Source organism: Pseudomonas sp. ATCC 43928 (genome assembly GCF_005938665.2).
Classification (GTDB): domain Bacteria; phylum Pseudomonadota; class Gammaproteobacteria; order Pseudomonadales; family Pseudomonadaceae; genus Aquipseudomonas.
In genome coordinates this window covers 6,158,855-6,173,594 of the sequence record NZ_CP041753.1, presented here as the reverse complement: position 1 = coordinate 6,173,594, position 14,740 = coordinate 6,158,855, and the positions used below count along the sequence as shown (strand labels likewise).

Here is a 14,740-nt window from a genome sequence, read left to right as displayed (position 1 = left end):
AGGTTTTTGTGTTTACAGGGTCAAGGTCAGTCGGCTGACGAGCGCTCCCGGCAGCAATGCCGAAGACGTGTTCCGCTGACTGTAGGTGCTGGCCGACAACATCAGCTCGCGTTCCTCGGTCAACGCTTCCAGCTGCGAACCGAGCAGGCTGTAGGCGCTGTCATCGAAACGCATGGTGCTGACCGGTGCCTGAATCTCGCCGTTCTCGACCCAGAAGGTCGCGAACCGTGTCATGCCGGTCAGGCGCGCCGCCGGTTGGTCCGAGTAGTTCAGGTACCACAGGTTGCTGATATACAAACCGGTGCCCAGTTGCTTGAGGATCTCGGCGTCAGGCAACGAGCCGGCCGCCATGTTCAACGCACTTGGCGCTTCACCGCCGCCAGCACCGTTGGCGGTCAGTCCGTATTCGGCGGCGCTGCGTGAACCGACCAGTTGCTCGCCCGCCTTGCCCTCAACAATCAGCCGCAGATCACTGCGCGGATAACCTTCACCGGAGAACGCCGGGCTCAGGGAGCCGCTGACTTTTTCATCCAGGGACACCAACGGGCTGAACGAGCTGTCGCCACCGTAGAGCTTCTGCAACGGACTGCTCTTGCTGGCAATCGACTGCGCCGAGAACCCGCCCCAACTGAGCATGCCCATGATTTCTTCCAGGGCTGCCGGCGCGAGGTAGGCGCGGTACTGACCCGGCGCCAGCGTGCGCGTTGGCCGACCCAGAAACGCCAACTGCTCGCGGGCCTGCTGGAAACGCCGGGCAAACCCGGCGCTGTTCCAGTCGTGCCCGGCATAGCTGGCTTTCACCGCCTGACCGTTTTCATGGAACAGGCTGAAATCGAAGTTGAAGCTATTGGCCTGATGCCAGCCGAACGCGCCCGAGGAGCTGGCGAAGCCGCGACTGATCGGCCCGGCGGCATAGAAACCGACCAGATCCAGCCCCTCGCCGGCCTGAGTGATTTCAGCGACCACCTGCTCGGTATCCGGCAGCGGATGTTCCTGCACGTTATTGCTCTGCCAGTCGTCATGGTTGAGCAGCAGGTACGGATCCTGAGGCAGCAACGGCAGGGTTTCGCGCAACTGTTGTAGCCCCTCGGCCAGACGCTGAAGGTCGACTTCCGGATCGCCCGACAACGTGATATCGAGGTCGGCGTGGCGGCCGTCGTTGATCAGTTTGAAGCCGATGCTTGCCTGCTGCACCTGCCCGGCCTGACGCACCTTGGCGTGGTTGAAACGCACGAAGGCCGACGATTCGGCGGCGTAGCTGAGGGTGAACTGCTCAGGCGTGCGCAGTGCATCGCGCAGCCAGTCGACCAAGGCCTTGAACGAATCGGCCTGGTTTTTTGAAGTGCTCGTGGACGTACTCATCAGGCATCTCCCCCAAACACATCAACGTTGCTGAACACACAGGCCGGCGACGCATGGCCGACACGGATCACCTGGTTCGGTTCGCCCTTGCCGCAGTTCGGCGTCCCCAGCACCTTGAAGGTGCTGACGTCACCGACGGCGCGCAGGCTCTTCCAGAATTGCGCGGAAATCGCCCGGTAGTTCGGGTTCTTCACCACGCCTTTGAGTTCGCCGTTTTCGATCAACTGGCCCCATTCGCAACCGAACTGGAATTTGTTGCGCGCATCGTCGATGGACCACGAACGGTTGGTGCTCATCAAAATGCCGTGCTCGATGTTGCCGATCAGTTGCTCAAGCGGCTGATCGCCGGGCTCGATGTTGAGGTTGGCCATGCGGTCGATCGGCGGACGGTTCCAGCCGCAGGCGCGGCTGTTGGCCACGCCGTCGAGGCTGGCCCGGAACTGCGAGACCGCGCCGCCCAATGGTCGCAGCAGCAAACCTTGCTTGATCAGGAATTGCTTGCTGGCGGCGGTGCCTTCGTCGTCATGGCCGTAGCTGGCGAGCTGTTCGGGGATGTCCGGGTCGAATGTCACGTTGAGCAGTTCGGAGCCGTATTGCAGGCGGCCGAAGTCTTGCGCCTTGACGAAACTGGTGCCGGCGTAATTGCGCTCGTCGCCCAGGATGCGGTCCAGTTCCAGCGGGTGACCGATGGACTCGTGGATCTGCAGCATCATCTGGTCGGGCATCAGCAACAGGTCGCGCGGGCCTTGCGGGGTGTTCGGTGCCAGCAGCAATTGCAACGCCTGGTCGGCGACTTTCGGGCCGGCGCCGATCAGGCCGCAGCGGCTGATCACATCAAAGCCGCCCTGCTGACCGAAATTCTCGCGGCCGAGGGTGCGGGTCTGGCTGTCGCTACCGTCGTAGGCGGTGACGTCCATGCTCGGGTAGACGAAGCGCTGGGCCTGGCGCAGTTCGGCGCCGGCGCTGTTGAGGTAGATCTGCTCGACGTTGGTGATACCGATGCTCGCCTGCCAGTTCACCAGGCGTTCGTCCTTGGGCACGGCGGCAGATTCGGCGCCGAGCAGTTGGTAGCAATCGCTGAGAGACGGGAAGGGTTGGTCGAGGCTCGGCGAGAAATAGTCGGCGCGCTCGCTGGAAACCGCTTGCTCACGCAAGTCGAGGAGGGCGTGTGGCTTGAGTCGACGGGCTTGTTGCTCGGCCTTCTCCAGCGCGGCTTGCAGCCCGGATTGGGACAAGTCGTTGGTCGCGGCATAGGCTTCGACGCCGTTGACCCGAACGGTCAGCATCGCACCTTCGTCCCGGCTCAGGCTCGGTGGTTCGGCGACGTTCTTGCGCACTGAAAGATACTGACCGGATTCGCGAACATAACGCAGCGAAAAGAATTCAGCGCCCGTGCGCAACGCAGCGAAGCGCTGCTTGAGCTGGGGGTGGAAATCGAACATTCGGGAACCTCCTTGGTATGGAGTGGCGGCGAATCGGTGTTGCGAGGGGGGGAAACGTTTGCGTGGCGCTAGATTAGGCCTGCGTGGGGGGTAGGATCAAGTGAAGAGCGGTGTAGGAAGAGTTGAGGTTGGGTGAGTCAGGAATTTATCTATTGCTTGGGCGGACGCTTTCGCGGGCAAGCCTCGCTCCTACAGGGCGAATGCGATTCCCTGTAGGAGCGAGGCTTGCCCGCGAAGGCCGCGCCTCGGTGTTACGGCTTACTGAGCGCTCACATCCCGCAACGGCTTGCCCTTCACCGGTGCACCGCCGGCCACGTAGTACTTGGCCTTGCTGCGCGGCAATGGTTTGCGACCGCGGATCTTGTCGGCGATTTTCTCGGCCATCATGATCGTTGGTGCGTTCAGGTTGCCGGTGGTGATGATCGGCATGATCGAAGCATCGACCACGCGCAGGCCTTGCATGCCATGCACACGACCTTCGCCATCGACCACGGCCATTTCGTCGGTGCCCATCTTGCACGAGCAGGACGGGTGGAACGCGGTTTCGGCGTGCTCGCGGATGAACTTGTCCAGCTGCTCGTCGGTTTGCACGTCGATGCCGGGGCTGATTTCGCGACCACGGAAGGCATCCAGCGCCGGCTGTTGCATGATTTCACGGGTCAGGCGGATGCCATCGCGGAATTCCTGCCAGTCCTGCTCGGTGGCCATGTAGTTGAACAGGATGCTCGGGTATTCGCGCGGATCCTTGGACTTGGCCTGGATGCGACCGCGGCTTGGCGAACGCATGGAACCCATGTGTGCCTGGAAGCCGTGCTCTTTCACGCCGTTGCTGCCGTTGTAGTTAATCGCTACCGGCAGGAAGTGATACTGGATGTTCGGCCATTCGAATTCCGGGCGGGTACGAATGAAACCGCCGGCTTCGAACTGGTTGCTGGCGCCGATGCCTGTGCCGTTGAACAGCCACTCGGCGCCGATGGCCGGCTGGTTGTGCAGGAGCAGCGACGGGTACAGCGAGACCGGTTGGGTGCAGGCGTATTGCAGGTACAACTCGAGGTGATCCTGCAGGTTTTCACCGACGCCCGGCAGGTCGTGGACCACCGGAATATCAAGCTTTTTCAGCAGTTCGGCCGGGCCGACACCGGAGCGTTGCAGGATCTGCGGCGACGCGATGGCGCCGGAGCACAGCAACACTTCTTTGCGGGCACGGACTTCAACGCGTTCTTCGGCGGCACCGATCAGGTAACGCACGCCGACTGCACGCTTGCCTTCGAACAGAATCTTGTCGGTCAGGGCGTGGGTGACGATGGTCAGGGTCGAACGCTTCTTGGCGATGTCCAGGTAACCGCGAGCGGTACTGGAGCGACGGCCTTTCGGCGTCACGGTGCGGTCCATCGGGCCGAAACCTTCTTGCTGGTAACCGTTCAAGTCTTCGGTACGCGGGTAACCGGCCTGCACGCCTGCTTCAACCATCGCGCTGAACAGCGGGTTGTTGCCGGCTTTGGGCGTGGTCACGCTGACCGGACCGTCGCCACCGTGGTAGTCGTTCGGGCCGATGTCACGGGTTTCCGCCTTGCGGAAATACGGCAGGCAGTCGAGGTAAGTCCAGTCTTCCAGGCCTGGCAGTTTCGCCCAGTTGTCGTAGTCCATGGCGTTGCCGCGGATGTAGCACATGCCGTTGATCAGCGAAGAACCACCCAGGCCCTTGCCGCGACCGCATTCCATCCGGCGACCGTCCATGTGTGGCTCTGGATCGGTTTCGTACGCCCAGTTGTAGCGACGACCTTGCAGCGGGAACGCCAAAGCCGCCGGCATTTGTGTGCGGAAATCCAGACGGTAATCCGGGCCGCCCGCTTCGAGCAGCAGGACGGTGACGCCTTCGTCTTCAGTCAGACGGGTCGCCAGGGTGTTACCGGCGGAGCCGGCACCGATGATGATGTAATCGAATACTTGGGACATTGAATGCACCCTCTTTGAAGTTGGTCAGGTCGCGGTCGCGGATTTGTCACTTACTGTGGCGAGGGAGCTTGCTCCCGCTCGGCTGCGCAGCAGTCGCAAATCAGCGACCGTGTTCTGTCTGAATGAGCGCTGAACCTGAAGTTGGGGCTGCTTCGCAGCCCAGCGGGAGCAAGCTCCCTCGCCACAAAGGCCCCAGCTTCAGGTTCGCGTCAGATCAGAAAACCGAGGCGTAATCGCCCAGTTCGACCTGTACCGATTTGATGCGTGTGAAGTTGTTCAGCGAGCTGATGCCGTTCTCACGGCCCACGCCCGACTGCTTGTAGCCGCCGACCGGCATCTTGGCGTCGGACTCGCCCCAGGCGTTGATCCAGCAGATACCGGCTTCCAGTTGATGAATCACGCGGTGCGCGCGGTTCAGGTCTTTGGTAACGACGCCGGCAGCCAGACCGAAGTCGGTGTCGTTGGCGCGACGGATCACTTCTTCTTCGGTTTCGTAGGTCAGGATGCTCATCACCGGGCCGAAGATTTCTTCGCGCACGATGGTCATCTCGTCGGTGCAGTCGGTGAACACGGTCGGGGCCACGAATGCGCCTTTGGCGAATTCGCCGTCGGTCAGACGAGCGCCGCCGCACAGCAGGCGAGCACCTTCTTCCTTACCTTTGGCGATGTAACCCAGCACGCTTTCCATGTGGGCGAAGCTGACCAGCGGGCCGAAGTTGGTGTTTTCGTCTTCCGGGTTGCCAACGCGGATGCGCGCAACGCGCTCAACGATCTTGGCTTCGAACGCGGCTTTCAGGTGGCTCGGGACGAACACGCGAGTGCCGTTGGTGCAGACCTGACCGGAGCTGTAGAAGTTGGCCATCATCGCGGTGTCGGCGGCGCGATCGAGGTCGGCGTCGTCGAAAATGATCAGCGGGGATTTGCCGCCCAGTTCCATGGTCACGTCTTTCAGCGTGGAAGCGGAAGCGCTGGCCATGACTTTCTTGCCGGTGTCGGTGCCGCCGGTGAAGGAGACTTTTTCGATGCGTGGGTGTTCGGTCAGCCAGGTGCCGACTTCACGGCCGCTGCCGGTCAACACGTTGAACACACCAGCCGGCAGGCCGGCTTCGGTGTAGATCTCGGCCAGTTTCAGGGTGGTCAGCGAGGTGACTTCGCTTGGCTTGAAGATCATCGCGTTGCCGGCCGCCAGGGCTGGAGCGGATTTCCACAGGGCGATCTGGATCGGGTAGTTCCACGCACCAATACCGGCCACGATGCCCAGCGGCTCGCGACGGGTGTAGACAAAAGAGGTGGTGCGCAGTGGAATCTGCTCGCCTTCGATGGCCGGTACCAGACCTGCGTAGTATTCCAGCACGTCAGCGCCGGTGACGATGTCGACGTAACGGGTTTCGGAGTACGCCTTGCCGGTGTCCAGGGTTTCCAGGGCGGCCAGTTCATCGTTGCGCTCGCGCAGGATGTCGACGGCACGACGCAGGATGCGCGAACGCTCCATGGCGGTCATCGCGGCCCAGATTTTCTGGCCCTTTTCGGCACTGACCACTGCACGCTCAACGTCTTCCTTGGTCGCACGCTGTACGGTTGCGAGGACTTCACCGTTAGCCGGGTTGATGGCTTCGAAGGTGGCGTCGCTGCTGGCGTCACTGTAGCCGCCGTCGATGTAGAGTTTTTGCAGTTCGAAACGGGCCATAAAGTCCTCGCAAGTGCATAAGTTGGTTGGCGTTAACCACTGGGACGTGCCGTGTAGCGTTGGCGACGCTGATCAGTGGCGGTTCAGGGGTTGAGCGGTTTTATGTGTGCTCTAACTCACCTGCTTGGCCAATTGGATATCCATGTATTCGTAAGCGATCCGTTGCGCCTGCTCGGTGTCGAAAGCATCTCCCGACAGCGCGCCGCGCAACCACAAACCGTCAATGAGGGCTGCCAGGCCCCGGGCGGCGCTGCGCGCTTGATCAAGCGGCAACGCACGGCGGAACTGGCAGCACAGGTTGGAATACAGACGGTGATCGTTGATCCGCTGCAACCTGTGCAAAGACGGCTGGTGCATGCTGGTGGCCCAGAAGGCCAACCAGGTTTTCATTGCCGGGCCATTGACCTGGCTGGCGTCGAAGTTGCCTTCGATAATCACCTGCAGATGCGCCCGTGGGCTGTCATCTGCCATCGCCTGACGGCGCGCGGTGACGTTCTCGCTGAGGACGCTCATCAGATACCGCATCGTGGCGGCGATCAGGCCATTCTTGTCCTGAAAATAGTGACTGATGATGCCATTCGAGACACCGGCCAAACGGGCGATCAGCGCAATGCTGGCGTCCCCCATGCCGACCTGATCGACGGCCTGCAACGTGGCTTCGATCAATTGCTGGCGGCGGATGGGTTGCATACCGACCTTGGGCATCTTGCACATCTCCTTAGGCCTTCCGGTGGACGAGATACGGCTACCGGATTGAGGGCCAGTCTATTTTGTTTTGATTGAACGTTCAATCAACAAAGAATAAGATCTGCGACAATTCGTCGCTGCTTACAGATTTTTCCTACGTGTAAATGACGATAAACCGACATCCAAAAATGCTCGAAACCCATACGCAGACGCGTTCCAGGGGGTTTCGGGCTTTTTTCGGGGTGTCTTTATATCACCCGCCGGTCGGCTGCCAACTAATCGATTGGTCGGGTATCGCGTTGCCTTGTGTTCTTCTCTCGCACTGCCCGGAGCATCTGTGCCATGAGTTCTGCCTCTCTAATAAAGACCCCACCCGAGAAGGTGATGGTCAACGGTTGGGTGTTCTACACCTCTACCGCGTTGATTCTGTTGTTGACCGCCATTCTGATCATCGCCCCGCAAGAGGCCGGCAGAATGCTCGGTATTGCCCAGGCCTGGTTGTCCCGCAGCTTCGGCTGGTACTACATGGTAGTGATCGCCGCCTATCTGGTTTTTGTCGTCGGCCTGGCGTTTTCGTCTTACGGCAAGCTCAAGTTGGGCAGCAAGGACGATACCCCGGACTTCAGCTACGGCGCCTGGGCGGGGATGCTGTTCTCGTCGGGTATCGGCATCTCGCTGTTGTACTTCGGTGCGTCCGAGCCACTGGACCATTACTTCAACCCGCCGGAAGGCGTCGCCGGCAGCAACCTTGCCGCACGTCAGGCAGTGCAGCTGACGTTCCTGCATTGGGGCCTGCATGGCTGGGCGATCTACGCCTTGGTCGGCCTGGCCGTGGCGTACTTTGCTTACCGTCATAACCAGCCGTTGGCCTTGCGTTCGGCGTTGTATCCGCTGGTCGGCGAGCGTTGGGTCAAAGGCGCGGCCGGTCATGCGGTGGACGGCTTCGGCATGTTCGTGACCCTGCTGGGGCTGGTGACGAACCTGGGGATCGGTTCGCTGCAAGTGTCGTCGGGGCTGGAAAACCTGTTCGGCATGGCACACAGCAACACCAACCTGCTGATCGTGATCATCGTGATGAGCACCGTGGCGACCATCGCCGCTGTGTCCGGTGTGGAAAACGGCATTCGTCGTCTGTCCAACCTGAACATCGTGCTGTTCAGCGGTCTGCTGATTTTCGTGCTGTTGTTCGGCCCGACCCTGCACCTGCTCAACGGCTTTGTGCAGAACATCGGTGACTACCTCAATGGCGTGGTGCTGAAGACCTTCGACCTCTACGTGTATGAAGGCGACAGTGAGAAGTCTGACCGCTGGCTGGGCCTGTGGACCCTGTTCTACTGGGCCTGGTGGATTTCCTGGGCGCCATTTGTCGGCATGTTCATCGCGCGTATTTCCCGTGGTCGCACGGTGCGTGAGCTGGTCGCCGGTGTGCTGCTGATCCCGCTGGGTTTCACCCTGGCATGGCTGTCGATCTTCGGTAACTCGGCCCTGGACCTGGTGATGAACCATGGGGCGGTGGAGCTCGGGAAGACGGCGCTGGAACAGCCATCGATGGCGATCTACCAGTTGCTTGAGCATTACCCGGCGTCGAAAGTGGTAATCGGCGTGTCGATCTTTGTCGGTTTTGTGCTGTTCCTGACCCCGGCGGACTCCGGCGCGGTGATGATGGCCAACCTTTCGTGCAAGGGCGGCAACGTCGACGAAGACGCGCCGCACTGGCTGCGGATTTTCTGGTCGGTGGTGATCACCCTGGTGACCATCGGTCTGCTGTTCGCCGGTAACTTCGAAGCCATGCAAACCATGGTGGTGCTGGCAGGGCTGCCGTTCTCGGTGGTGCTGGTATTCTTCATGTTCGGCTTGCACAAGGCCATGCGCCAGGACGTGCAGATCGAACAGGAGCAAGCGGAACTGGCGGCGCGTGGTCGTCGTGGTTTCAGCGAGCGTCTGACCCAGCTGGATCTGCAGCCGAATCAGTCGATTGTTCAGCGTTTCATGGACAAACAAGTCAGCCCGGCGCTGGAAGAGGCCGTGGTTCAACTGCGCGGCAAGGGCCTGGACGTGCAAACGTTGCTGGGTAAAGCCAAGCGTTGCATGGGCCTGCGGATCGAGATGGAAGAGGGCAACCCTTTTGTCTACGAAGTGAGCCTGGACGGTTATCTGGCGGCGGCGAGCGAAACGGTGTCGGCCGAAAGTGCCGATGAACCGCGCGCACGTTACTACCGCGCCGAGGTGTACCTGCACAACGGCAGCCAGGACTATGACTTGATGGGCTTCACTCGGGATCAGATCACCCGTGACGTGCTCGATCAGTTTGAAAGCCATCGGCAGCTGCTAGGCCGGGTTTATAGCTGAGGTTTGAGGTAATGCGGTGCACAAGCTGCACCGCAGATCCATTGTGGCGAGGGGGCTTGCCCCCGTTCGGCTGCGAAGCAGTCGTAAATCCGGATGATGCGGTGTATCTGAATAATCGCGGTGTCAGGTTTTGGGGCCGCTCCGCAACCCAGCGGGAGCAAGCTCCCTCGCCACAGTAGTCAGCATTCCAGATCCAATCTGTGCACAAGCAAAAACGCCGCGATCATCTCGCGGCGTTTTTGTGTCTGCTGTCTTGCTTACCCCAGGTTCTTGCCGAGCAGCGCGTGGTACAGCTCGCTGTCGCCCAGGATCCCGACCACTTTGTTGTTGTCGTGCAGCACCAGCTTGTTGCCGGTCTGGTAACGAATCTGCAGCGCATCGCGCATGCCGATGTTGGAGTCCACCAGCGTTGGTCGACGGCCCAGGGCTTCAACCGCTTGCCCAGGTATCCATTTCTGCAGATCCAGGCTCGAGCCGTTCTGGCGCGCGCCTTTGATGGTGTTGCCTTCGGCCAGGTCCAGCCACGAATCGCCGCCCGGATCCAGGCACACCGAACCGTTGATGCGTTTGCAGTTGTCCAGGGTGCGCATCAGGCTGCGACCACACAATACGTTCAGCGGATTGGTGTGGGCGACGAAGGTGCGCACGTAATCGTCCGCAGGGTTCAGGACGATTTCTTCCGGCACGCTGTACTGGATGATCCGGCCGTCCTTCATGATCGCGATACGGCTGCCCAGCTTCAGGGCTTCATCGAGGTCGTGGCTCACGAAGACGATGGTCTTGCTCAGCTTGTTTTGCAGTTCCAGCAGCTCGTCTTGCAGACCCTGGCGAATCAGCGGGTCGAGGGCCGAGAACGGTTCGTCCATCAGCAGGATGTCGGCGTCCATCGCCAGCGCACGGGCCAGGCCGACACGTTGCTGCATGCCGCCGGAGAGCTCATTGGGTTTCTTGTTGCGCCACTGGGTCAGGCCCACCAGCTCAAGCTTCTCGTCCACCAGTTTGCGGCGTTCTTTCTCGGGGCGACCCTGCATTTCCAGACCGAAACTGATGTTCTCGCGCACCGTCAGCCAAGGCATCAGGGCGAACTTCTGGAACACCATCGCGATGCGCTTGGTGCGCATCATCTTCAGTTCCGCCGGGGTGCAGGACGCGATGTCGATCTGCCGACCTTCGTGTTCGACGAACAACTTGCCACGGCTAACGGTGTTGAGGCCGTTGATGCAGCGCAACAGGCTGGATTTGCCGGAGCCGGACAAACCCATCAGTACGCAGATTTCACCTTTCTCGATGTCCAGGCTGGCCTTTTCGACACCAACGATTTGCCCGGTCTTTTTCAGAATCTCGTTGCGGGTCATGCCCTGGTCGAGCAGTTTGAGAGCGGCGCGTGGATCTTTGGAGAAGATCACGTCCACGTCTTCGAAGCGAATAATGCTCATGCGTCACCCCCTACTTTGGCTTCGGGTTGTTTGCAGATACGGTCGAGCATGATCGCCAGCAATACGATCGCCAGGCCTGCTTCGAAGCCCAGTGCGATATCAGCAGTGTTCAGTGCGTTGACCACAGGTTTGCCCAGGCCGTCGGCGCCCACCAGTGCCGCAATCACCACCATCGACAACGACAGCATGATGCACTGGGTGATACCGGCCGCGATGCTTGGCATGGCGTGGGGCAGTTCGATGCGCGAGAGCAACTGACGGCGCGAGCAGCCAAAGGCTTTGCCGGCGTCCATCAGTTCGTCCGGAACATCGCGGATACCCAGGTAGGTCAGGCGGATGGGCGCGGCAATCGCGAACACCACCGTCGAGATCAGACCCGGGACCACACCCAGACCGAAGAGGGTCAGGGTAGGAATGAGGTACACGAAAGTCGGTACGGTCTGCATCAGATCGAGCACCGGCCGCATCAGTGTGTAGAACATCGGTTTGTGCGCGGCGACGATACCCAACGGCACGCCGATCACTACGCAGACCAGGGTGGCGAACAACACCTGGGCGAGGGTTTCCATGGTTTCCTGCCAGTACCCCAGATTGAGGATCAGCAGGAAGGAGGCGATGACGAAAACGGTCAGGCCCCATTTGCGTTGGATGAAATGTGCCAGTAGTGCGATGAGGCCGATCAATGCCAGCGGGTTGAACCAGGTCAGCGCAAAAGTCACGCCGTGGATCATCGTTTCCAGTGACACGGCGATGGCGTCGAAGGTGCTGGCGCCGTGTTGCGTCAACCATTCAACGAAGCTCGCGATGTACTGGCCTAAGGGTATTTTCTGATCAATCAGCATGGTAGTGAACGTCCGCATGCAAGGAAATAAACAGCCCGGGCAGGCGAGCCTGCCCGGCGTAAGCGATTACTGCGCGAGCTTGGCTTTCACGGCCTCCAGGCCTGGTTTACCGTCAATGGTGGTCACGCCAGCGAGCCAGGTATCGAGCACCTGTGGGTTCTTTTTCAGCCAGGCCTTGGCGGCCGCTTCAGGCTTCATCTTGTCGTCCAGGATGTTGCCCATCAGCGTACTCTCCATGTCGACGGTGAACTCCAGGTTTTTCAGCAGTTGGCCGACGTTGCTGCACTCTTGGGTATACCCCTTGCGAGTGTTGGTCGCAACGGTGGCAGCACCGAAATCCGGGCCGAAGAAGTCATCGCCACCGGTCAAGTACTGAATCTTGAAACGTTTGTTCATCGGGTGCGGTGCCCAGCCGAGGAACACCACGGCTGTGTCGCGTTTTTGCGCACGGTCGACTTGCGACAGCATGCCCGCTTCGCTGGACTCGACGACTTTGAAACCGGCGGTTTTGAGACCGAAGGCGTCTTTGTCGATCATGCTCTGGATCAGACGGTTGCCGTCGTTGCCTGGCTCGATACCGTAGATCTTGCCGTCGAGTTCTTTCTTGAACTTGGCGATGTCGGCAAAGTCATGCAGCCCTTTGTCGTACAGCGCTTGTGGTACGGCGAGGGTGTATTTGGCACCTTTGAGGTTGGTGCGCACGGTTTCCACGGTGCCGGCATCCCGATAGGCCTTGATGTCGTTTTCCATGGTCGGCATCCAGTTACCCAGGAACACGTCCATGTTCTTGCCGTCGGCCAGGGACTTGTAGGTCACCGGCACGGAAATCATCGTGGTCTTGGTCTTGTAGCCGAGGGCGTTGAGCACAACGCTGGTGGTCGCGGTGGTCGCGGTAATGTCCGTCCAGCCGACATCGGAGAAGTTTACGGTGCTGCATTGGGCCGGCTCTGCGGCTTGAGCCAGGAACGGCAGACTCAGCATGGCGGCCAACAACAACGACGGGGAACCTTTCATAGGGGCGACTCCTAAGTGTTTTTTTTGGCAGTGTTCCGACTGGACCACCGCACTTATCTGTTGCGGTTGGATGGCGTTTTGGAGACAGCTCTACCACAGCGCCTTGCAATCGAGTCGATACGATCATGTACCAGTGAAAATCTGACGCCTACAGGGTGCGTCGTAACCAGTACAGGGATGGTCGCATCCAGTGTCGGTGACGTCGTTTACAGCTTTTTTCAGCCCGATTTGCCCCGCTGATCCGCAAAAAAACGGCGAAAACATTGCGTAAGAGACCTGCGGCGCTAGTGGGCATGAGTGCGTCGGTGTGAGACGTTGAACGACATGGTAAAAGCCTGATGATGCGGCCATCTCGACGGATTGCAGCTTGAGCGTAGCAGCTCCGTCACTGGGCGCTTTTGCGCCTGGAGCAGGCACATCCAGGAGTTCAGCAGTAATGGCTATCAGCGTTTTCGACTTGTTCAAAATCGGCATCGGCCCTTCCAGTTCGCACACCGTGGGGCCTATGCGCGCCGCGGCGCTGTTCGTGCAAGGTTTGCGCGAGCGGGGGCTTCTGGAGCAGGTGTGTCGCATCGAAGTTCAGCTATACGGATCGCTCTCGGCCACCGGCATCGGCCACGGCAGCGACAACGCGGTGATCATGGGGTTGATGGGCGAGTGGCCCGACGCGATCGATCCGTCGCAAATCGGCATCCGTATAGAAGCCTTGCGTGAAACTCACACGCTATTGCTCGACGGCCGCTTGTCGGTCCCGTTCATCTGGGCTCGGGACATGCGCCTGATCGACGAGAACCTGCCGTTCCATCCGAACGCCATGACCCTGGTCGCCGAAGGCGATCACGGCGAGCTGCATCGCGATACCTACTATTCCATCGGCGGCGGTTTTGTCGTCGACGAGGCGCAAGCTTCCAGCGGTGTGGTGGATCTGGATAACACCGTGCTGCCTTACGACTTCTCCAGTGCCGTCGAATTGCTCAGCCTGTGCAAGAAGCACAACCTGCGCGTGGCCGAATTGATGATGGCCAACGAGAAAGTCTGGCGCAGCGAAGAAGAAATCCGCAGCGGTCTGATGAAGCTCTGGCGCGCCATGCAGGATTGTGTGGAGCAAGGCCTCAAGCACGAAGGCATCCTGCCCGGTGGTCTCAATGTGCGCCGTCGCGCGGCCAAGTTGCACCGCAGCTTGCAAGAGCTGAACAAGCCCAACGTGATCGGCTCGACCTTGAGCGCGATGGAGTGGGTCAACCTGTTCGCGTTGGCGGTCAACGAAGAAAACGCTGCCGGCGGGCGCATGGTCACGGCGCCGACCAACGGTGCGGCGGGGATCATTCCGGCGGTGTTGCACTACTTTATGAAATTCAGCGAGGCGGTGACCGACGCCAATGTGGTCGATTACTTCCTCAGTGCCGCGGCGGTGGGGATTCTGTGCAAAAAGAACGCCTCGATCTCTGGTGCCGAAGTCGGTTGCCAGGGTGAAGTCGGTTCGGCTTGCGCCATGGCGGCGGCCGGGTTGGCGGAGGTTCTTGGTGCCACGCCGGAGCAGTTGTGTAACGCGGCGGAAATCGGCCTGGAGCATAACCTCGGCTTGACCTGCGACCCGGTGGGCGGGCTGGTGCAGGTACCGTGCATCGAGCGCAATGCGATTGCTGCGGTGAAAGCGATCAACGCCGCGCAGATGGCGCTGCGCGGTGACGGCCAGCACTTTATTTCGCTGGACCGGGTGATCCGCACCATGCGTGATACCGGTGCCGACATGCACGACAAATATAAAGAGACGTCGCGCGGTGGCTTGGCGGTTAGCGCGGTGGAGTGCTGAAACCGAGTTGACCTGTGGAGAGGGGGCAAGCCTGCTCTCCACAAAGACCTCATGTGCTGCACCAGACCAGTCAAAACTGCGCACCAAGTGAACACGCGCACTAAAACGCGCCACGTTTTGGCGCGTCGCAAACAGGCAAGCCCGGCTCCCCG

The 14,740-nt window shown here is 60.3% G+C and carries 10 protein-coding genes; 2 read left to right on the top strand and 8 right to left on the bottom strand.

Features of this window, described 5'->3' with window-relative positions; translation table 11 throughout:
- Nucleotides 1–12: 12 nt before the first annotated feature.
- The 5 genes from FFH90_RS28490 to betI form a co-directional block, all read right to left on the bottom strand.
- Nucleotides 13–1,362 (bottom strand): TldD/PmbA family protein, encoded by a 1,350-nt coding sequence (locus tag FFH90_RS28490; RefSeq protein ID WP_138866428.1) that lies wholly within the window; start codon nucleotides 1,360–1,362, stop codon nucleotides 13–15.
- The gene (locus FFH90_RS28485; protein WP_138866427.1) at nucleotides 1,362–2,804 is read right to left on the bottom strand and encodes a TldD/PmbA family protein; all 1,443 of its coding nucleotides are present in this window, start codon (nucleotides 2,802–2,804) and stop codon (nucleotides 1,362–1,364) included. The genes FFH90_RS28490 and FFH90_RS28485 overlap by 1 nt, the downstream gene beginning before the upstream one ends.
- A gap of 258 nt (nucleotides 2,805–3,062) precedes the next feature.
- Nucleotides 3,063–4,760, bottom strand: coding sequence for a choline dehydrogenase (gene betA, locus FFH90_RS28480; RefSeq protein ID WP_064620863.1), 1,698 nt, complete (start codon nucleotides 4,758–4,760; stop codon nucleotides 3,063–3,065).
- A gap of 214 nt (nucleotides 4,761–4,974) precedes the next feature.
- Complete coding sequence (gene betB / locus FFH90_RS28475) at nucleotides 4,975–6,447, bottom strand: betaine-aldehyde dehydrogenase (protein ID WP_018928768.1); 1,473 nt, start codon at nucleotides 6,445–6,447, stop codon at nucleotides 4,975–4,977.
- A gap of 111 nt (nucleotides 6,448–6,558) precedes the next feature.
- A complete protein-coding gene (betI, locus tag FFH90_RS28470; RefSeq protein ID WP_018928769.1) occupies nucleotides 6,559–7,152 on the bottom strand; it encodes a transcriptional regulator BetI in 594 nt (197 codons plus the stop codon).
- 381 nt (nucleotides 7,153–7,533) lie between these two features.
- On the opposite strand from betI, the gene FFH90_RS28465 reads away from it, so the two are divergent.
- Entirely contained in the window at nucleotides 7,534–9,483 is a 1,950-nt protein-coding gene (locus FFH90_RS28465) for a BCCT family transporter (protein WP_230139065.1), read from the top strand.
- Between the two features lie 257 nt (nucleotides 9,484–9,740).
- Here the strand turns inward: FFH90_RS28465 and choV are convergent, their stop codons facing one another.
- From choV to FFH90_RS28445, 3 genes are all read right to left on the bottom strand, one after another.
- Nucleotides 9,741–10,919 carry a choline ABC transporter ATP-binding protein gene (gene choV / locus FFH90_RS28455; RefSeq protein WP_018928771.1) on the bottom strand — a complete coding sequence of 393 codons (1,179 nt, stop codon included), beginning with the start codon at nucleotides 10,917–10,919 and terminating at the stop codon, nucleotides 9,741–9,743.
- The gene (gene choW, locus FFH90_RS28450) at nucleotides 10,916–11,761 is read right to left on the bottom strand and encodes a choline ABC transporter permease subunit (protein WP_018928772.1); all 846 of its coding nucleotides are present in this window, start codon (nucleotides 11,759–11,761) and stop codon (nucleotides 10,916–10,918) included. Before choW ends, choV begins: the two co-directional genes overlap by 4 nt.
- 66 nt (nucleotides 11,762–11,827) lie before the next feature.
- Nucleotides 11,828–12,775: a choline ABC transporter substrate-binding protein gene (locus tag FFH90_RS28445; RefSeq protein ID WP_018928773.1), complete on the bottom strand. Its 948-nt coding sequence runs from the start codon at nucleotides 12,773–12,775 to the stop codon at nucleotides 11,828–11,830.
- Nucleotides 12,776–13,211: 436 nt separating this feature from the next.
- On the opposite strand from FFH90_RS28445, the gene FFH90_RS28440 reads away from it, so the two are divergent.
- Complete coding sequence (locus FFH90_RS28440; RefSeq protein WP_018928774.1) at nucleotides 13,212–14,588, top strand: L-serine ammonia-lyase; 1,377 nt, start codon at nucleotides 13,212–13,214, stop codon at nucleotides 14,586–14,588.
- Nucleotides 14,589–14,740: the final 152 nt, after the last annotated feature.